General features: G+C 68.8%; 15 protein-coding genes. 12 read left to right on the top strand and 3 right to left on the bottom strand.

Annotated elements, in window-relative coordinates:
- Positions 1-40: 40 nt before the first annotated feature.
- From IEW98_RS08815 to IEW98_RS08790, 6 genes are all read left to right on the top strand, one after another.
- The gene (locus IEW98_RS08815; protein ID WP_188762570.1) at positions 41-1,585 is read left to right on the top strand and encodes an AarF/UbiB family protein; all 1,545 of its coding nucleotides are present in this window, start codon (positions 41-43) and stop codon (positions 1,583-1,585) included.
- On the top strand, positions 1,578-2,099 hold the full coding sequence (locus IEW98_RS08810) for a GNAT family N-acetyltransferase (protein WP_207792538.1): 522 nt from the start codon (positions 1,578-1,580) through the stop codon (positions 2,097-2,099). The genes IEW98_RS08815 and IEW98_RS08810 overlap by 8 nt, the downstream gene beginning before the upstream one ends.
- Positions 2,100-2,118: 19 nt before the next feature.
- Entirely contained in the window at positions 2,119-3,306 is a 1,188-nt protein-coding gene (gene coaBC / locus IEW98_RS08805; protein ID WP_188762569.1) for a bifunctional phosphopantothenoylcysteine decarboxylase/phosphopantothenate--cysteine ligase CoaBC, read from the top strand.
- Positions 3,296-3,748, top strand: coding sequence for a dUTP diphosphatase (gene dut / locus IEW98_RS08800; RefSeq protein ID WP_188762568.1), 453 nt, complete (start codon positions 3,296-3,298; stop codon positions 3,746-3,748). Before coaBC ends, dut begins: the two co-directional genes overlap by 11 nt.
- An 86-nt stretch (positions 3,749-3,834) precedes the next feature.
- Positions 3,835-4,593 (top strand): HesA/MoeB/ThiF family protein, encoded by a 759-nt coding sequence (locus IEW98_RS08795; protein WP_188762567.1) that lies wholly within the window; start codon positions 3,835-3,837, stop codon positions 4,591-4,593.
- Positions 4,594-4,624: 31 nt separating this feature from the next.
- On the top strand, positions 4,625-6,688 hold the full coding sequence (locus tag IEW98_RS08790) for a transglycosylase domain-containing protein (RefSeq protein ID WP_243450648.1): 2,064 nt from the start codon (positions 4,625-4,627) through the stop codon (positions 6,686-6,688).
- On the opposite strand, the gene queG is transcribed toward IEW98_RS08790, so the two are convergent.
- The 3 genes from queG to IEW98_RS08775 are packed head-to-tail and all read right to left on the bottom strand — an operon-like array spanning position 6,647 to position 10,782.
- Positions 6,647-7,711, bottom strand: a complete 1,065-nt coding sequence (queG, locus tag IEW98_RS08785; RefSeq protein WP_188762566.1) for a tRNA epoxyqueuosine(34) reductase QueG — start codon at positions 7,709-7,711, stop codon at positions 6,647-6,649. The genes IEW98_RS08790 and queG overlap by 42 nt on opposite strands.
- Before the next feature lie 57 nt (positions 7,712-7,768).
- A complete protein-coding gene (locus IEW98_RS08780) occupies positions 7,769-8,578 on the bottom strand; it encodes an alpha/beta hydrolase (protein ID WP_188762565.1) in 810 nt (269 codons plus the stop codon).
- Complete coding sequence (locus tag IEW98_RS08775; RefSeq protein WP_371870766.1) at positions 8,575-10,782, bottom strand: NADP-dependent malic enzyme; 2,208 nt, start codon at positions 10,780-10,782, stop codon at positions 8,575-8,577. The genes IEW98_RS08780 and IEW98_RS08775 overlap by 4 nt, the downstream gene beginning before the upstream one ends.
- A gap of 254 nt (positions 10,783-11,036) precedes the next feature.
- Here IEW98_RS08775 and mutS point away from each other — a divergent pair, with 254 nt between their 5' ends.
- The 6 genes from mutS (at position 11,037) to IEW98_RS08745 (ending at position 19,700) form a co-directional block, all read left to right on the top strand.
- Positions 11,037-13,607, top strand: coding sequence for a DNA mismatch repair protein MutS (mutS, locus tag IEW98_RS08770; RefSeq protein WP_188762702.1), 2,571 nt, complete (start codon positions 11,037-11,039; stop codon positions 13,605-13,607).
- A 134-nt stretch (positions 13,608-13,741) separates the two neighbouring features.
- The gene (locus IEW98_RS08765; protein WP_188762563.1) at positions 13,742-14,209 is read left to right on the top strand and encodes a c-type cytochrome; all 468 of its coding nucleotides are present in this window, start codon (positions 13,742-13,744) and stop codon (positions 14,207-14,209) included.
- Between the two features lie 151 nt (positions 14,210-14,360).
- A complete protein-coding gene (locus tag IEW98_RS16755) occupies positions 14,361-15,272 on the top strand; it encodes a c-type cytochrome (protein WP_188762562.1) in 912 nt (303 codons plus the stop codon).
- Between the two features lie 164 nt (positions 15,273-15,436).
- Positions 15,437-16,111, top strand: a complete 675-nt coding sequence (locus IEW98_RS08755) for an ABC transporter ATP-binding protein (RefSeq protein ID WP_188762561.1) — start codon at positions 15,437-15,439, stop codon at positions 16,109-16,111.
- Complete coding sequence (locus tag IEW98_RS08750) at positions 16,108-18,648, top strand: FtsX-like permease family protein (RefSeq protein WP_188762560.1); 2,541 nt, start codon at positions 16,108-16,110, stop codon at positions 18,646-18,648. The genes IEW98_RS08755 and IEW98_RS08750 overlap by 4 nt, the downstream gene beginning before the upstream one ends.
- The gene (locus IEW98_RS08745) at positions 18,648-19,700 is read left to right on the top strand and encodes a lipocalin-like domain-containing protein (protein ID WP_188762559.1); all 1,053 of its coding nucleotides are present in this window, start codon (positions 18,648-18,650) and stop codon (positions 19,698-19,700) included. The genes IEW98_RS08750 and IEW98_RS08745 overlap by 1 nt, the downstream gene beginning before the upstream one ends.
- Positions 19,701-19,703 lie beyond the last annotated feature (3 nt).

Below are 19,703 nucleotides of genomic sequence, written 5' to 3'. Positions count from 1 at the left end.
GGCCAATGGCCCCAGCCGCCGGAGGCACTTTGGCCCGCGCATGACCTCCACCCCAACCCACCTCTGGCGCATGCTGGTCTGGGGCCGCCGCCTCGCCAGGCACGGCGCCCTGCGCCCGTTCGAGGATCCCCGCGCCCCGCGCAGCATCCGTTTCGTCGCCAGGCTCGCACGCCTCGGCACCAACGCCCCCCAGACCCCCGATTTCGCCGCCGGGCTCAGCGCGGTCGGTCCCGCCGCGGTCAAGTTCGGCCAGGCGCTGGCGACGCGTCCCGACCTGATCGGCATCGAGGCGGCGCTCGATCTCGTGCGCCTGCAGGATTCCCTGCCGCCCCTCCCGTTCGCCCAGATGGAAACGGTCCTCAACGCCAGCTACGGCAAAAATAGCTGGCGCGATTATTTCAAATCGATCGACCCGGTGGCGATCGGCGCCGCGTCGATGGCGCAGGTCCATGCCGGCATCACGCTCGACGGCCGCAAGGTCGCGATCAAGATGCTGCGGCCGGGGATCGAGGCCGATTTGGCGCGGGCCATCGACACGTACAGCTGGGCGGCCGGCCATATCGAGCTGCTCGGCGGCGAGTTCGCCCGGCTGCGGCCGCGCGCCGTGATCGCCACCTTCAAGGGCTGGACCGAGGCCGAGCTCGACCTCAGGCGCGAGGCGGCGTCGGCGTCGGAACTCGCCGAAACCCTCCTCGGCGAGCCTGATTTCATCGTTCCCGACATCGACTGGGCGCGGTCGTCGCGGCGGGTGCTGGTTCTCGACTGGGTCGACGGCGTCAAGATGAACGACACCGAGGGCCTCGCCGCGCTCGATTTCGACCGCCGCCGGCTCGCCGAGGTGCTGGTCAACGCCTTCCTCGCCCAAGCCATCGGCCAAGGCTTTTTCCACGCCGATCTTCACCAGGGCAATCTCTTCGTCGTTCCCGCCCGCGACGGCCATGAAGCCCGCATCGCGGTCATCGATTTCGGCATCATGGGCCGCATCAACCGCCGCGCCCGCATGTATCTCGCCGAGATCCTGTTCGGCCTCGTCACCGGCAACTACAAGCGCGTCGCCGAGATCCATTTCGAGGCGGGCTATGTGCCGCCGCACCACAGTGTCGGCGCGTTCGCGACGGCACTGCGCTCGGTCGGCGAGCCGATCCGCGGCAAGCGCGCCAAGGACGTCAACATCACCGACCTGCTCGAGGGGCTGTTCTCGATCACCCGCAGCTTCGACATGCAAGTCCAGCCGCACCTCCTGCTGTTGCAAAAGACCATGGTGATGGTCGAAGGCGTCGCGCTCACCCTCGATCCGCAGGTCAACATGTGGGAAGTCGCCGAGCCATATGTGCGCGGCTGGGTCCGCGATGAAATGGGGCCCGAGGCCGTGATCGCCGACCGTCTCGTCGAGAACAACCGCGCGCTGGCACAACTGCCGCGCATCTTCCGGCAATGGGTCGCCGAGCACCCGATCCCCGGCGCCGCTCCCGAGGGCCCGACCCTGGCGCCGCTGCCCGTCCGCGGTGCCCGCGCCGGCTGGTCGACGCCGTGGCTGCTGCTTGCGGCCGGTCTCGGCGCCGGGGCCGTGCATTACCTTGGCTAAGGGCGCGGCGGTCGTCGTTCGCCGCCTCGACCCCGCCGGCGACACGGCGATGCTGCCAGCGCTCGCCGACCTCCTCGTCGAGGCCGTCGCCGGCGGCGCTTCCATCAGCTTCATGGCCGGCTACACCCCTGATGAAGCGTTGGCGTTCTGGACCGCCAAGGTCGCCGCGCCCGGCATGATCGTCCTTGTCGCGCTTGAAGGCGCGGCGCTGCTCGGCACCGTGACCCTCGCCATGGACACCCCGCCCAACCAGCCGCATCGCGCCGATGTGCAGAAGATGATCGTCGCCGAGGCCGCCCGGCGCCGCGGCATCGGCACCGCGCTGATCACCGCGGTCGAAGCCGAGGCCCGCACCGAGACCCGCACGATGCTCGTCCTCGACACCATCAGCTTCAGCGATGCCGCGCGCCTGTATGAACGCTGCGGCTGGACCCGCGCCGGCGAGATCCCCGACTATGCGCTGATGCCGGCCGGCGGCCTCGCCCCGACGACGGTCTATTTCAAGCGGCTCTAACCCCGTCTAAGGGTAGGTCATGTTAGGCAAGACCATACTCCTCATCGTCGGCGGTGGCATTGCTGCGTTCAAGTCGCTCGAACTCGTCCGCGAACTCCGCCGCGCCGGCGCCAGCGTCACCCCCGTCCTCACCGAGGCCGGCGCGCGCTTCGTCACGCCGCTCAGCCTCGCCGCGCTTACCGAGGCCAAGGTTCGCCTATCGTTGTGGGATCTCGAGGACGACACCGAGAATGGGGCCAGCATGGGCCATATCCAGCTCAGCCGCAGCGCCGATCTCATCGTCGTCTGCCCCGCCACCGCCGACCTCATGGCCCGCGCCGCCACCGGCCAGGCGAACGACCTCGCCAGCACCCTCCTGCTCGCCACCGACACGCCGGTCCTGATGGTTCCCGCCATGAACGTCCGCATGTGGCTCCACCCGGCGACGCAGCGCAACATCGCCCGGCTCCGCGCCGACGGTCTCAAGGTAATGGAGCCCGATGACGGCGAGATGGCGTGCGGCGAGTTCGGCCCCGGCCGCCTGCCGCAGGTCCCCGCCATCATGGCGACGATCGCCGCGCATTTCGGGCCAAAGCGTCTGTCCGGCAAGACCGCAATCGTCACCGCCGGCCCGACCCACGAGGCCATCGACCCGGTGCGTTTCCTCGGCAATCGCTCGTCGGGCAAGCAGGGCTTCGCCATCGCCGCCGCGCTCGCCGAGCAGGGGGCAAGCGTTACCCTTGTCGCCGGCCCGGTCGCGCTCGCCACGCCGGAAGGGGTCAGGCGCATCGATGTCACCAGCGCCCGCGACATGGCCGTAGCCGTCGCCGCCGCGCTGCCCGCCGACATCGCCGTCATGGTCGCCGCCGTCGCCGACTGGCACGTCGAGGCCGCCGGCCAGAAACTGAAAAAATCCGCAGCCGGCCCGCCGGTGCTGACGCTCATCGAAAACCCCGACATTCTCGCCCTTACCGGCCATGCGCCGAACCGCCCCCGCCTGGTGATCGGCTTCGCCGCCGAAACCGGCGACCTGCTCGCCAACGCCAAGGTCAAGCTGGCCAAGAAGGGCGCCGACTGGATGATCGCCAATAATGTCAGCGAAGGCGTCTTCGGCACCGACGCCAACCATGTTTACTTCGTCACCGCTGCCGGCACCGAGGACTGGGGCGCCGGCAGCAAGGCCGACATCGCCGAACGACTCGCAACAAGGATCGCCAATGCCCTCTGAAATTGCCATCGCCGTCCAGATCCTGCCCCATGGCTCCGGCCTCGACCTGCCCGCCTATGCCACCCCCGGCGCCGCCGGCATGGACGCCGTCGCCGCCCTCACCGAAGACCTGATCCTCGCCCCCGGCGACCGCTTCGCCGTGCCCACCGGCATCGCCATGGCCATCCCCGACAATTACGAGGTCCAGGTCCGCCCGCGCTCCGGCCTCGCCTTCAAGCACGGCCTGACCGTTGCCAACGCCCCGGGCACCATCGACTCCGACTATCGCGGCGAATTGAAAGTGATCCTGATCAACCTCGGCCCCGATCCCGTCACCATCACACGCGGCATGCGCATCGCCCAACTCGTCCCCGCCGCCGTAACCCGCGCCCGCCTCCTCATCGTAGAATCCTTGGACGACACCACCCGCGGCGCTGGCGGCTTCGGCAGCACAGGTGCCTGACTTGTCCTCCCCCTCAAGGGGGGAAGCGACTCGCGCCCCTTCGGCGCGGCGGGTGGGGGTGTCTCCCCTCCCCGGAAAAGCATAAAATGCTCTCAGACGAAGAACTCGACCGCTACGCCCGCCACCTCGTCCTCCGCGAAATCGGCGGCCGCGGCCAATCCCTCATTAAATCCGCCAACGTCGCCGTCATCGGCGCCGGTGGCCTCGGCTCGCCGTGCCTGCTCTATCTCGCCGCCGCCGGCATTGGCCGCCTCACCATCATCGACGACGACACCGTCGCCCTCAGCAACCTCCAGCGCCAGGTGATCTTCACCACCGCCGACACCGGCCGCCCCAAAACGGAAGCCGCCACCGAGCACCTCACCGCCCTGAACCCCCACGTCCAAATCTCCCCGCAAACCACACGCCTCGCCCCCGAAAACGCGATTGCCCTCCTCGCCAACCACACCCATATCGCCGACGGCTGCGACAGCTTCGCCACCCGCCTCGCCGTCTCCGACGCCGCTCAAGCCCTGAAAATCCCACTGATCTCCGGCGCAGTCGGCTCCTTCGACGGCCAGGTCGCCACCTTCAAGGGCCACGACCCCGCCCTCCCCTGCTACCGCTGCCTCGTCGGCAACGCCCATGACCAGAACGCGCAAAGCTGCGCCGAATCGGGCATTCTCGGCGCCCTGACCGGCGTCATCGGCGCAATGATGGCGCTCGAGGTCATCCGCGACATCACCGGTTTCGGCGACCCTCTCGCCGGTCGGCTCCTCCTCTACGATGCGCTGGGCGCAAGAATGCGCACCGTCCGCCTGCCCAAGGACCCCAACTGTCCCGGATGCGGAGTAGCTTCCTTGTAACCGCCGCAATTGCCCATTATCTGCCGCCTCCGTGGCCCGCTCCAAATCCCGCCGATCGCAACCCGCGCGGGGGCCCATCGCGCGAGCATTTCTGTTCGTCGTCAAGGCCGGCGCCATCCTCGCTGTTGCCGGCACCCTGGGTGTCGCTGTCGCCGTCGCCATCGCCTATTCGACCCTCCCCGATTTTGACCAGATGATGCGTTCGCCCAACGGGCAATCGGTCGAAATCCGCGGCGCCGGTAACGAAGTCCTTGTCTCGGTCGGGCCCAGCTACGGAGAATGGCTGCCCTATGGCAGCATTCCCAAGGTGATGACCGACGCCATGATCTCGGTCGAAGACAAGCGCTTTCGCTATCACCCCGGCTTCGACCCCATCAGCGCGGCGCGCTCCCTGCTGGTCAATTTCCAGTCGGGCCGCAAGTCGCAGGGCGCTTCGACGATCACCCAGCAGCTGGCGCGCAACGTCTTCCTGACCGCCTCCAAAACCTATGCCCGCAAGGCCCGAGAGATTATCCTGGCGCTCGCCATCGAACGCAAGTTCACCAAGGAAGCCATCCTCGAACTCTACCTCAACCGCGTCTATTTCGGCGGCGGCGCGTACGGCGTCGATGCCGCGTCGCGCAAGTTCTTCGGCCATGGCGCCACCCGCCTCGGCCTCGAGGAAGCCGCCATCGTCGCCGGGCTTGTCCAGGCGCCGTCGCGCTTTGCCCCTTCCGCCGACGCCGATGCCGCCCGCCGCCGCGCCAATATCGTCCTCGGGACCATGGTTCGCTCGGGCAGCATCACCCCCGGCGAGGCCGCCGCCGCCGATGTCGCAACGGTTCGCTTCAGCGCCCCCAGCCGCCGCGCCAGCGTCCGCTATTTCACCGACTGGGTGCTGTCCGAGGTGGAAAACCTCACCGACGAAACCATCGAGCCACTCCAGGTCACCACGACCCTCGACATCGCCGGTCAACGCGCAGCCGAAGCTGCGCTCGCTGCCGAAACGCCCGGCGGGGCGCAGGCAGCGCTGGTCGCGCTCGCCCGCGACGGCGCCGTCAGGGCGATGGTCGGCGGCCGCGATTATGTCAAATCCAACTACAACCGCGCCGTCGCCGCCCGCCGTCAGCCAGGCTCGGCGTTCAAGTTCTTCGTATACGCCGCCGCGATCGAGGACGGCGTCAGCCCCGATGACGTCATGCAGGACAAGCCGCTGACCATCGGCCGCTGGTCGCCGCGCAACAGCAACGGCCGCTATGTCGGCCCGATCACCGTCCGCGACGCCTTTGCCCAATCGGTCAATACCGTTGCCGTCGAACTCGCCGCCCGCGTCGGCTTCGACACCGTCGCCGATACCGCGCGGCGCTTCGGCATCACCACCCCGATCGATCGCCGCCCGGCCATGGCATTGGGCGCCTCCGACGTCACCCTACTCGAAATGACCCAGGCCTATGCCACCGTCGCCAATGGCGGGGTGGAAGCGCGGCCCTACGCCATCACCCGCATCACCTCGGGGTCGGGCAAGGTGCTCTACGAACGCGAATCGGGGCAATCGCGCGTCATCGTCGCGCCCTTTGTTGCTGCCAAGATGACCGAATTGATGCAGGCCGCGGTCGAAACCGGCACCGGCCGCGCCGCCCAGATCGGCCGGCCGCTGGCGGGCAAGACCGGCACGACCTCGTCGAACAAGGACGGCTGGTTCCTCGGGTTCACCAATGAACTCACCACCGGCGTCTGGATGGGCCGCGACGACGCCCGCGCCGTTCCCGGCCTCGCCGGCGGCCGCGCTCCGGCCCGTGCCTTCGCTGCCTATATGGCGCGCGCTGTCGGGGGAACGCCGCCCGCACCGCTGGTCACCGACATCGACACCGGCTTCCCGATCATCGAGCCCGACGACCAGGTTTACGGCATCGAGCAAGGCTATGGCCCCGAACAACAGGACCCGGCCGTGCCCACCGAATACGGCCCCGACGGCGAGCCGCTGGTGCCCGGCAACGTCCAGGCCCCGCCGGCCGCACCGCCCGAAACACCGGCCCCGCAGGCCAATGCCCAGCCCAAGATCAACGACGAATGGCTAAACCGCGTCCTCGTCGACATGGACCCCAATGCGCACTGACAACCGAGCCAGCGCCCAGGCCGCCGCATCCGCCACGCCTTCATCCGGATCACCCAGCAACCCGGCAACGATTGGCATCAGCACCGCATTGCCGCTGTTTCCCGCCGCATAAAGGCAGTTGCGCACCATCCGGTCGCGCCCGATCCGCTTGATCGGCGACCCGGAAAACACCTGCCGGAACCCTGCATCGTCGAGCATCAACAGGTCCGCCAGCGCCGGCGCGGCCAGTTCGGCACGCGGGGCAAACGCCATCTCGCGCGACGCTTGCGCAAAGCGATTCCACGGACACACCGACAGGCAATCGTCGCAGCCATAGATGCGGTTTCCCATCGCCGCACGGAACTCGGTCGGCACCGGCCCTCGGTGCTCGATCGTCAGATACGAAATGCAGCGCCGCGCATCGAGCCGGTACGGCCTCGGAAATGCCGCCGTCGGACACGCCCGCTGGCAGCGATCGCACGACCCGCAGCGGTCGGCGTGCGGCGCATCGACGGGCAGTTCAAGCGTCGTATAGATCGCCCCCAAAAACAGCCACGAGCCATGCTCGCGCGACACGACATTGGTGTGCTTGCCCTGCCAGCCCAGCCCCGCCGCCGCTGCCAGCGGTTTTTCCATCACCGGCGCCGTATCGACGAAGACCTTTAATTCCTTGCCCGGGGCCGCCGCCACCAGCCAACGCGCCAACGCCTTCAGGCGCTTCTTGACGACATCGTGATAATCGCTGCCGAGCGCATAAACCGACACCACGCCGGTCTCGGGACGTCCCGCGTGCCGCAGCGGATCGAGCGCGGGGGCATAGCTCGTGCCCAGCATGATCACCGACCGCACCTCGGGCCAAAGCCCCGCCGGCGACCCTCGCCGCGCCTCGGTCTCCGCCATCCAGATCATGTCGCCATGCCGCCCGGCCTCGAGCCATTCGCGCAGGCGCACCCGCGCCAGCGGCGTCGCATCGGCGGGCGCAATGCCGAACGCCGCAAAACCCAGCCGCGCCGCCTCTGCCGCCAATGCCGAACGATCTACCACAACGCCGTCATCCCGGGCTTGACCCGGGACCCAGTTTCTAAAGCCCGGAACATGCCATCAAAACACACTGGAATCAGGCACGACCGGCAACGGCTCGCCCGGCCCGAACTGCTTCAGCCATCCCTCGATCAGGTCCCCGACCTTGACCTCGAGCTCGCCCCAGAACAGCCAATGCCCCGCCCCCGCGATCTCGTGATAGTCCACCGTCCCCGCCAGCTTCCGCGCCGTCGCTCGTGAGATCCCCGCCACGGTAATGCGGTCCTCGGTGCCGACGATCATCAGCGCCGGTTGCGACAACCGCCCATAGTCCACGCGCGTCACCCGCGTCGCCGACATACGAGGTATCGCCATCTCGGCGACCACCCGCCCCGAATCCCACACCAACTGGTCGAATTCCTTTAACGCGGTCGCATCGGGCACGCCGTTATAGATGCCCCAGCGCGCCGCCTGGTATTCGATCCGCGTCGGCGAATGCCACCAGCCCCATTTGGTCACGATCCCCGCCATCGTCCGCAGCGTCGCCGGCCCCGGCGAAACTGTCGTCGCCGTCGCTGCCGTCGACAGCAGCACGAGCCCCTGGTGCGCCACCCGCGCCGCCACGATTTGCGCCAGCATGCCGCCCATCGAATGGCCGACGATCACCGGCGTCGCCGGCAATTTGCCGATCTCCGCCACCAGGAATGCCGCATAATCCTCGACCGTCAGCGTGCCGATCCCCGGCGCCGGCGGCAGCTTCGGGTCGCGATCGTGAAACGGCAGCGCCGGTGTCACCACCTCGTGCCCCAACGCCTCGAACCGTGTCTTCAACCGGGCAAAAGTCGCCGGTGTCGCCCACATTCCATGAATGCAGAACAGGATGGGCTTCAAACAACAACTCCTGTCGAAGCCAGCACAGCCATGGTCACCAGGTCGGAAGCAGTCGCTGTCATCGGCGCAATCTGCACCGGCCGGCCCATGTTGACCAGCAGTGGCCCGATGACGCGGGCGCCGGCCAGTTCCTTCAACAGCTTGGCAGCGATATTGGCCGAATGCAGCCCCGGCATGATCAGCACATTGGCGGGGCCCGACAGTCGGCTGAACGGATATTGCGCGCGCATGGCGGGATTCAACGCGACATCGGCCGACATCTCGCCCTCATATTCGAACCCGACCCGGCGCTCGTCGAGCAGCTTCACCGCACCGCGCAGATTGCCGACGATATCGCCCGGCGGATTGCCGAAGTTGGAATAGGACAGGAACGCCACCCGCGGTTCCTCGCCCAGCCGCCGCGCCACTGCCGCGGTCTGTTCGGCGATATCGGCCAATTGCGTCGCGTCGGGGCGCTCGTTGACCGTCGTGTCGGCGATGAAGATCGTCTGCGACTTGCCGACCACCATGTGCACGCCGAAGGGCCGATGCCCCTCCGACGGGTCGATGACATGCCGGACCTGGCGATAGGTCGTCGCGAAATTGCGCGTCACGCCGGTGATCATCACATCGGCCTCGCCCAGTTCGACGAGCATCGCACCAAAGATGTTGCGCTCGTGGTTGACCATGCGCTGAACGTCGCGCAGCAGAAACCCGCGCCGCTGCAACCGCGCATAAAGATGCTCGACCATGCGCGGCACCAGCGGGCTGATGCTCGAATTGTGGATTTCATAGCTGTCGACATCCGGCACGCCGATCCGCGCCAGCGCCTCGCGCACCGGCGCCTCGCGGCCGACCAGCACCGGCTCGCCATATCCCGAACTGCGATAATTGACCGCCGCGCGCAGCACGACCTCCTGCTCGGCCTCGGCGAACACGCACCGCCGCGGCCGCACCCGCGCCGCCTCCACGGCACTGGCCAGGATCGATGTCGTCGGATTGAGCCGCGAGCGCAGTTCCTGCCGATAGGCGACCTCGTCAAAAAACGGCTTCTTCGCCGCCCCCGAAGCCATCGCCGCCTTCGCCACCGCGGTCGGAATTTCCTCGATCAGCCGCGGATCGAACGGCGCCGGGATGATATATTCGGGCCCGAACGTCCGCGCCTTGCCGCCGTACGCGGCCGCGACCTCGTCGGGCACCTGCATCCGTGCCAGCGCGGCGATCGCATTCGCCGCCGCCAGCTTCATTTCCTCGTTGATCTGCGTTGCCCGCACATCGAGCGCACCCCTGAACAGATACGGGAAACACAGGACATTGTTGACCTGGTTGGGATAATCGCTGCGCCCGGTCGCCACGATCGCATCGCTGCGCACCCGGTGGACTTCCTCCGGCGTCACTTCCGGATCGGGGTTGGCCATCGCAAAGATGATCGGGTTCGGCGCCATCGAAGCCACCATCGCCTCGTTGACCGCGCCCTTCTGCGACAGGCCCATGAAGACATCGGCGCCGCGCATCGCCTCTTCCAGCGTGCGGTCGTCGGTCACCGCCGCATGCGCCGACTTCCACTGGTTCATACCCTTTTCGCGGCCCTGCCAGATCACCCCGTTGGTGTCGCACATAATGACGTTTCGGACACCGTACGCCTTGATCAGCTCGGTGCACGCGATTGCCGCTGCCCCCGCGCCATTGACCACCATCTTGACGTCCTCGGCCTTGCGCCCGGTCAGATGCAGCGCATTGATCAGCCCCGCCGCCGCGACGATCGCGGTGCCGTGCTGGTCATCGTGAAAGACCGGGATATTCATCCGCTCCTTCAGCGTCGTCTCGATGATGAAGCATTCGGGCGCCTTGATGTCCTCAAGGTTGATGCCGCCAAAGCTCGGCTCCATCAGTTCGACCGCATCGATAAATCGCGTCACGTCCTCGGTCGCCAGTTCGATGTCGATCGAATCGATATCGGCAAAGCGCTTGAACAGCACCGCCTTGCCCTCCATCACCGGCTTCGACGCCAGCGCACCCAGGTTTCCCAGCCCCAGGATCGCGGTGCCGTTGGAGATGACCGCCACAAGGTTGCCCTTGATCGTATAGTCATACGCCGCGTCGGGATTGGCCGCGATCGCGCGCACCGGCGCCGCAACACCGGGCGAATAGGCCAGCGACAGGTCGCGCTGCGTCGCCATCGGCTTCGACGCGATGATATCGAGCTTGCCGGGCCGGCCGCCCATGCGGTGGAACGCCAAAGCTTCGCGGTCACCGAAATCGGATGGGTTTTCGTCGGACACTGGATTCTCCTGGCAAGCCTCCCTGATAAGGCTTCGCAAGCCCAAGCGGCAAGCGTCCTCTTCCTTCCCCCCTCCCTTCTTCAAGGGAGGGGTCGGGGGCGGGTTAGTTTCTTCTTCTCTACCGCAATGCCCTCCCGCCCTTCCCCCACCGAACCATCCCCGCTACCAAACCCCGCGTGACCTCCACCGCCTCCCCGATGATCGCGCAATTTCTCACGCTGAAGGCCGAAGCCCCCGACTGCCTGCTCTTCTTCCGCATGGGCGACTTCTACGAGCTGTTCTTCGAAGACGCCGTCGCCGCCGCCGCCACCCTCGACATCGCACTCACCAAGCGCGGCGAGCACGACGGCGTGCCCATCCCGATGTGCGGCGTCCCCGTCCACGCCGCCGACAACTACCTCGCCCGCCTCATAAAGGGCGGCCACCGCGTCGCCATCGCCGAACAGGTCGAGGACCCCGCCGTCGCCCGCGCCCGCCCCGGCAAATCGATCGTCGCGCGTGCCATCACCCGCGTCGTCACCCCCGGCACCCTGACCGAAGCCGGCCTGCTCGAACCCAAACGCGCCAACTGGCTCGCCGCCATTGCCCCCGGACCCCAAACCGGCCTCGCCTGGTGCGATCTCTCGACCGGCGCCTTCGCCACTCGCGCCTGCACCCCCGACGAAGCCACCGCCGAACTCGCCCGCCTCGCCCCCGCCGAACTCATCGCCCCCGAAGGCTGGAAAGACTCTCCCGCCACGCCGCGTCCGCTCCCCGAATTCTCCGCCCAAAAAGGCGAAGCCCGCCTCAAGTCGCGCTTCGCCGTAGTCACCCTCGACGGCTTCGGCGCCTTCACCCCTTCGGAGATCGCCGCCGCCGGCGCCCTGCTCGCCTATGTCGAGGCCACCGCCAAGGGCAGCATTCCCCTCCTCAGCCCACCCCGCCCCGAACTGCCCGGCAGCACCATGGCCATCGACGCCGCCACCCGTACCAGCCTCGAACTGACCCGCGGACCCGGCGGCACCCGCGCCGGCAGCCTCGAAGCCTGCATCGACCGCACCGTCACCGCCGCCGGCGCCCGCCAACTTGGCGCCGACCTTGCCGCGCCGCTCACCGACGCCCCGCAAATCGCCGCCCGGCTCGATCTCGTCGCCTGGTTCTGCGAAAACGCCGTCACCCGCATCCGCACCCGCGAAGCCCTTGCCGCCATGCCCGACATCGCCCGCGCGCTCGGGCGCCTTGCGGTCGGTCGCTGGACCCCCCGCGACCTCGCCCAGATGCGTGACGGCCTCGCCCTCAGCCTCGCCCTCAAAGCCGCGCTTAGCGCCCCCAGCCTGACGACCCCCACCCTGCTGACCGACACCCTCGCCCGCTTCGGCGCCCATGGCTCTCTCGTCGAAGCGCTGCGCCGCGCCCTCGTCCCCGAACCTCCGCACGACCCCGGCGCCGGCGGCAGCATCGCTCCGGGCTACGACGCCGCGCTCGACGCGCTAAGGGAAACCGCCCGCGACGGCCGCACCGCCGTCCTCGGCCTCGAAACCCGCCTGCGCGAACAAACCGGCGTCGCCGCGCTCAAGATCCGTCACAACGGCGTCCTCGGCTATCACATCGAAGTCGCCGCGCGCTTCGCCGACCCGCTCATGGCCGCCGACTCCGGCCTCATCCACCGCCAGACACTCGCCGGCGTCGTCCGCTTCGGCAGCGTCGATCTCGCCGCCCTCGCCAGCACCATCGCCCAGGCCGGCGACCATGCCCTTGCCGCCGAGGCCGCCCACCTCGAGGAACTCCGCTCCCTCATCCTCGCCGAAGCCGCCGCCATCGCCGAAACCGCCCAGGCCCTCGCCCGCCTCGACGTGGCAAGCGCCCTCGCCGACCTCGCCGCCACGGAAAACTGGTCCCGGCCCAAAGTCGACGCGACCACCGCCTTCCACATCGAATCCGGCCGGCACCCCGTCGTCGAAGCCGCCGTCAAGGCCGCGCGAAACCCGTTCGTCGCCAATGACTGCGACCTCTCCGCCGACGCGCGGCTATGGCTCGTTACCGGCCCCAACATGGCGGGCAAATCGACCTTTTTGCGCCAGAACGCCCTCATCGCCGTCCTCGCCCAGGCCGGCAGCTTCGTCCCCGCCCGCGCCGCGCACATCGGCGTCGTCGACCGCTTGTTCAGCCGCGTCGGCGCCGCCGACGACCTCGCCCAGGGCCGCAGTACCTTCATGGTCGAGATGGTCGAAACCGCCGCCATCCTGTCGGGTGCCACGTCCTGCAGCCTCGTCATCCTCGACGAAGTCGGCCGCGGCACCAGCACCTACGACGGCCTCGCCATCGCCTGGGCGGTACTCGAGGCCGTCCACGACGACCTCCAGTGCCGCTGCCTGTTCGCCACCCACTACCACGAGCTCGTCCAGCTAAAGGAGCGCCTCAAAAGCCTGGCCACCGCCCATGTCACCGCCCGCGAATGGAAAGGCGACCTCGTCTTCCTCCACGAGGTCAAGCCCGGCGCCGCCGACAAGAGCTACGGCCTCGCCGTCGCGCGCCTGGCCGGTGTCCCCGCCCCCGTCCTAACCCGCGCCCGCGGCGTCCTCGCCCGCCTCGAGGCCAACCGCGACAAGACCGGCGGGCTGGCTGCCGGCCTGTCCGACCTGCCCCTGTTCGGCGCCCATCCCGCCGAACCTGCAACCGACCCGCTGCGCGCCAAGCTCGCCGCCATCGACCCCGACGCCATCACCCCCCGCGAAGCCCTCGATCTCCTCGCCGACCTCAAGGCGCTCATGGGCGAGGAACAGGCCTGACCCGAACAGAGTTCACAGCCTCAAACCGGTCGGCGATCCCCGACGTTACCATCCCGCCCTCGATACCCGGTTGCATGCCAAGCGGTTCTGCTTTCAACTGCCGCATCATCGCCAGTCCAAGACGGAGACAGACAATGTCGAAGCACCCCCTGCAAACGGCCCTGCTCGCCGCCGCCTGCACCGCCGCATTCGTGGCCCCGGCCATCGCCCAAACCGCCCCGGCCAGCGACCCGATCGCCGCACGCCAGGCGCTGATGGAGCAGAACGGCAAGGACACCAAGACTGGCGCCGACATGCTCAAGGGCGCGGTGCCGTACGACGCGGCCAAGGCCAAGGCCATCTTCCAGGGTATGAACGACGTCGCCGCCAAGTTCGGCGGCCTGTTCCCCAAAGGCACCGAGACCGGCGGCAAGACCGAAGCCGCCCCGGCGATCTGGACCAAGCCCGCCGACTTCAAGGCCGCCCTCGCCAAGTTCCAGGCCGACACTGCCGCCGCCGCTACCGGCGACCTGTCGACCACAGCCGCCTTCGGCACCGCCTTCGGCAAGGTCACCGCAAACTGCAAAGCCTGCCACGAAAGTTTGCGCGTCAAAAAGGGCTGACCCGGATAGCCCCGCCGCATCACCCTCTTCTTCAACCGTCACCCCGGCCCTTTCTCCCCGTCACCCCGGCGAAGGCCGGGGCCCATCTCCCGCCCAACGCCGCTAAACCCGGACGCAATCGGCACAACCTCTCCAACCAGGCCCTCACCCCGTGAAACGCCTCGCCATCCTCGCTCTCGGGCTAATCGCAATCGGCGCCGCGCTCTTCTACGCCCTGACCATCCCCGACCGCCTCCCCCCCTCCCAGATCGCCACCCTCGCCACCGCCAGCCCAACTCGAGGCGCCCGCATCTTCTGGGCCGGCGGCTGCGCCTCGTGCCACGCCCCCGCCGGCGCCCGCGGCAATGACCGCCTCAACCTCCCCGGCGGCGCGCCCATCGAAACCCCCTTCGGCACCTTCCACGCCCCCAACATCTCGCCCCACCCCGACGGCATCGGCCGCTGGAACCTCGCCGATTTCGCCAACGCCATGCAGCGCGGCGTCGACCCGCGCGGCCGGCACCTGTACCCCGCCTTCCCCTACACCTCGTACGTCCACATGACCGCCGCCGACATCGCCGACCTGTTCGCCTATATCCGCACCCTCCCGCCCGTCCCTGGCACCGCCCCTGCCAACGCCCTGTCGTTCCCCTTCAACATCCGCCGCGGCATCGGCCTGTGGAAGCTCGCCTTCATGCCCGGTGCAGCCCCGGTCGTCGCGCTCCCCGCCAGCGCCGGCCCCGCCGCCCGCGCCGGCCAATACCTCGTCGAAGGCCCCGGCCATTGCGGCCAATGCCACACCCCGCGCAGCTTCGGCGGCGCCGGTGCCATGCAATCCAGCCAATGGCTCTCCGGCGCCCCCAGTCCGGAGGGAAAAGGCCAAATCCTCAACATCACCCCCGGCTCGAAATCGATCGGCAGCTGGTCCACCGCCGAAATCGCCGAATATCTCGCAACCGGCTTCACCCCCGACTACGACTCGGTTGGCGGCTCGATGGCCGACGTCCAACGCAACCTCGCCATGCTCCCCCGGGCCGACCACGCCGCAATCGCCGCCTATCTCAAAGCCATCCCCGCCCATTAAACCTTGTCCTCCCCCTCAACGGGGGAGGCGAGAGACGCGTCTTCACGCGGCCCGGGTGGGGGTGGTCCCCCGCCAACACAAGCACGCTTTAGCCAAAGGTCCCTAAACCCCCGCGCCAACACGCCCGATATCCCCCCACCCCATTCCCCCCTAAGTTACCCCCAGTGACATCCCCCCCAGCCCTCACCGTCCATCAGCTCGCCAAGTCCGTCCCCGGCGGCCGGCGCCTCTTCCACAACCTCGACCTGACCGTCGCCCCGGGCGAGATCGTCGCCATCATGGGCGAATCAGGCATCGGCAAATCCACCCTGCTCAATCTCGTCGCCGGCCTCGACAGCGCCGACGCCGGCACCATCTCGATCGCCGGGCAGGCCCTCGACGACAGGCAGGACGACGCCCGCACCATCATCCGCCGCGACCATGTCGGCTTCGTCTTCCAGGCCTTCCACATTCTGCCGCACCTCACCCTCGCGCAGAACATCGCCCTCCCGCTCGTCCTCGCCCGCGCCGACACTGCCGCCTCGCTCGCCCGCGCCATAACCATGCTCGCCAATGTCGGCCTCCCCGGCCGCGGCGGCGACTATCCCGCACAACTCTCCGGCGGCGAGCTCCAGCGCATCGCCATAGCCCGCGCCCTCATCCACGACCCGGCGCTGATCCTCGCCGACGAGCCCACCGGCAACCTCGACCCCGAAACCGCCGAGCGCATCCTTTCGCTGCTCACCACGCAAGTCCGCGCCTCCAGCGCCGGCCTTGTCCTCGTCACCCACAGCGACTGCGCCGCCGCCATCGCCGACCGCGTCCTCGTCCTCGGCCCGACCGGCCTCACGCCCCGATGACCGCAGCTTGGCAGCCCCCACCCACCACCGCCGCCCGCTGGATGGTCATCGGCGAGTGGCGCGCCCATCCCGCCCGCCTCGTCATCGGCGCCCTCGCCATCGCCGTCGGCGTCGCCCTCGGTTTCGCCGTCCACCTCGTCAACCAGACCGCGCTCGCCAGCTTCGATCGCGCCGTCCGCACCGTCAACGGCGCCGCCGACCTGCAGATCCGCGCCGCCACCCCGGCAGGCTTCGCCGAGTCCCTCTACCCCCGCATCGCCCGCACGCCGGGCGTCGCCGCCGCCAGCCCCGTCGTCGAGATCGTCGCCTTCGCCAGTGCGAGCACAACCGGCACAGCCAACCCCGCCCCCATGACCCTGCTCGGCCTCGATGTCCTCCGCGCCGCCGCCGTGACCCCCAGCCTCATCGGCCTGCCCCCCGATCGCAGCAGCCCCTTCGACCCGGACGCAATCTTCCTTTCGCGCGCCGCGCTCACCGCTGCAAAAAAGAACCTCGGCGACCGCATCACCCTCACAGCCGCCAACACCAGCCGCAGCTTCACCATCGCCGGTATCCTCGCCAACACCGGCAACGACCAGGCCATCGCCGTCATCGATATCGCCGACGCCCAGTGGCGCTTCGCCCAACTCGGCAAGCTCCAGCGCATCGATATCCGTCTCGCCCAAGGCATGAACCGCGCCGCCGCAATGGCCGCCATCAACGCCCGGCTCCCCGCCGACGCCCGCTTGGTCTCCCCCGAGAACGCCCAGGCCAGCAGCGACAGCCTCTCCCGCGCCTATCGCGTCAACCTCGAAATGCTCGCCATGGTCGCGCTGCTCACTGGCGGCTTTCTCGTCTATTCGGCGCAATCGCTGTCGGTCGCCCGCCGCCGGCCGCAATTCGCGCTGCTCCGCGTCCTCGGCCTGCGCCCCGGCGCGCTTACCGTCCAGATCGTCCTCGAAGGCGCGATCGTCGGCCTCATCGGCGCCGGCCTCGGCATCGCCATCGGCTATGGCCTCGCCGACCTCGCCGTCACGCTGCTCGGCGGCGATCTCGGCGGCGGTCTCCTCGGTCGCGGCGAGGTCCATCTCGATTTCTCGGCCCCCGCCGCACTCGTCTTCGCCATGATCGGCATCGCCGTCGCCATCGCCAGCAGCCTCGTTCCGGCGCTCGAGGCCGCCCGCGCCAAACCCGCCATCGCCCTCAAGAACGCCGGCGACACTACCGACCCGCGCCATCGCCCCGCCGGCTGGCCCGGCCTCGTCCTCCTCGGCCTCGGCGGTCTCGCCGCACTCGGCCCGCCGATCGCGGAACTGCCCCTGCTCGGCTACGCAGCGATGGCGCTGCTCCTCGCCGGCGGCGTCGCCGCCATGCCCTTCCTCGCCCGCGCCCTGCTCGCGCCGTTGCAGAACCTCTCGCTGCCCGCCCCGCTCGATCTCGCCCTCAAACGCCTGTGGGGCGCGCCCCAACAAGCTGCCGTCGCGCTCTGCGGCATCGTCGCCAGCACCAGCCTCATGGTCGCGATGGCGGTGATGGTCAGCAGCTTTCGCGGCTCGGTCGACGACTGGCTGGTCCAGATCCTGCCGTCCGACGTCTATCTCCACATCGAGGGCGCCGAAACCGCCGGCCTCGATCCCACAGCCCAAGCCCGCCTCGCCGCCACCCCCGGCGTCGCGAAAATCCGCTTCCTCCGCCAGATCCCGCTCCGCCTCGCCGCCGACCGGGCCCCCGTCATCCTCACCGGCCAACCCGATCCCGCCGCCAGCATCCCCCTCATCGGCCGCACTATCCCCGTCCCCGCCGGCGAGGTTGCCGCCTACATCTCCGAACCGATGGTCTGGCTCTACAACCTCAAGCCCGGCGACCGCATGAACCTGCCCCTTGGTGGCAAATCGCGTCCGGTTTTCATCGCCGGCGTCTGGCGCGACTATGCCCGGCAATTCGGCGCCATCACCCTCGCCGACCGGGATTTCACCGCGCTCACAGGAGACCGCACCCGCTCCGAAGCCGCGATAGACACCGCCCCCGGCACCGATCCCGCCAAACTCATCACCGCGCTGCGCCAACGCCTCGGCCCGGTCATCGGCGCCCAGGCGATGTTCGCCGAGCCTCGCCAGATGCGCGCCGTGGCGCTGTCGATCTTCGACCGCAGCTTCGCCATCACCTATGCGCTGGAGGCGATCGCCATCGTCATCGGCCTCGTCGGCGTCGCCGCGACTTTCTCCGCGCAAACCCTCGCCCGCACCCGCGAATTCGGCATGCTCCGCCACATCGGCGTCCGCCGCGGCCAGATCATGACGATGCTCGCCGCCGAGGGCGCGCTACTCGGCATCATCGGCGTCATCGCCGGCCTCGCGCTCGGGGTCCTGATGAGCCAGGTTCTCATCCACGTCGTCAACCCGCAGTCTTTCCACTGGACGATGGACACCCGCATTCCCTGGCCACTGTTCGCCGGCCTCGCCGCCGCGCTCACCGCCGCCGCCGCCGGTACCGCCGCCCTCGCCGGCCGCCGCGCCGTTTCGGCCGATGCCATCCGCGCCGTTCGCGAGGACTGGTAATGCGCATACTCCTCCTCGCACTGGCCCTCCTACTCCCCGCCGCCGCCCCGACCTATCCCGTCGTCACCCCGGGAAAGCCCTTCGCTTTCCCCCGCGACCACGGCGCGCACCCGACTTTCCGCACCGAATGGTGGTACGTCACCGGCTGGCTCAAGACCCCCGAAGGCAAGGATCTCGGCTTCCAGGTGACGTTCTTCAGGACCCGCCCGCCGACCGACCCGGCCAACCCCAGCGCCTTCGCTCCCGGCCAGATCCTCTTCGCCCATGCCGCGCTGTCGGACCCCGCCCTCGGCAAGTTGCAACACAGCCAGCGCATCGCCCGCGCCGGCTTCGGCCTCGCCGAAACCAGCGCCAGGACCACCGACATCGTCCTCGACGACTGGCGCATGAAGCGCACCCCCGACGGCCGCATCCGCACCAGCATCGCCGGCAGCGAATTCGCCTTCGAGCTGACGCTGACGCCGAGCCAGCCCGAGCTTCTCCAGGGCGATCGCGGCTACAGCCGGAAGGGCCCCGCCCCCGCCGACGCAAGCTATTACTACACCCTTCCCCATCTGAAACTCGCCGGCACACTCACCCGTGCGGGGACGCCGGTCACCGTCACCGGCCAGGCATGGCTCGACCGCGAATGGTCGTCGAACTATCTCAACCCGCGTGCCGTCGGCTGGGACTGGCTCGGCCTCAACATGGACGACGGCAGTGCGCTGACCCTGTTCCGCATCCGCGATGCAAAGGGCGCCGCCGTCTGGGCCGGCGGCTCCCATCGTACTCGCACCGGCCAGCAAACCACCCTCGCACCTAGCGACGTCAGCTTCTCCCCCGGTCGCCTCTGGCGCTCGAAAGCCACCGGCGCCAGCTACCCTGTCGCCCCGACCGTAACCGTAATGCTGCGCGGCAAGCCACTAACATTACGAATAAAGCCGCTATTCGACAACCAGGAGCTCGACAGCCGCGGCGGTGGCGGCCCGGTCTATTGGGAAGGCGCCGTAACCGTCCCCGGCGGCCGCGGCTACCTCGAACTCACCGGTTACCAATCCCCCCTGAAAATGTAGCCA

The sequence above is a fragment of the Sandarakinorhabdus glacialis genome (assembly GCF_014643455.1).
Lineage (GTDB): Bacteria > Pseudomonadota > Alphaproteobacteria > Sphingomonadales > Sphingomonadaceae > Sandarakinorhabdus > Sandarakinorhabdus glacialis.
Note: the sequence above shows the minus strand (reverse complement) of the source record. Positions and strands in the feature narration are given on the sequence as shown.

Coding starts and splice junctions, on each gene's coding strand:
- IEW98_RS08815 (WP_188762570.1), top strand. CDS start 41: ATGACCTCCACCCCAACCCACCTCTGGCGCATGCTGGTCTGGGGCCGC.
- coaBC (WP_188762569.1), top strand. CDS start 2,119: ATGTTAGGCAAGACCATACTCCTCATCGTCGGCGGTGGCATTGCTGCG.
- dut (WP_188762568.1), top strand. CDS start 3,296: ATGCCCTCTGAAATTGCCATCGCCGTCCAGATCCTGCCCCATGGCTCC.
- IEW98_RS08795 (WP_188762567.1), top strand. CDS start 3,835: ATGCTCTCAGACGAAGAACTCGACCGCTACGCCCGCCACCTCGTCCTC.
- IEW98_RS08775 (WP_371870766.1), bottom strand. CDS start 10,782: ATGGGCGGCCGGCCCGGCAAGCTCGATATCATCGCGTCGAAGCCGATG.
- mutS (WP_188762702.1), top strand. CDS start 11,037: ATGATCGCGCAATTTCTCACGCTGAAGGCCGAAGCCCCCGACTGCCTG.
- IEW98_RS08765 (WP_188762563.1), top strand. CDS start 13,742: ATGTCGAAGCACCCCCTGCAAACGGCCCTGCTCGCCGCCGCCTGCACC.
- IEW98_RS08750 (WP_188762560.1), top strand. CDS start 16,108: ATGACCGCAGCTTGGCAGCCCCCACCCACCACCGCCGCCCGCTGGATG.
- IEW98_RS08745 (WP_188762559.1), top strand. CDS start 18,648: ATGCGCATACTCCTCCTCGCACTGGCCCTCCTACTCCCCGCCGCCGCC.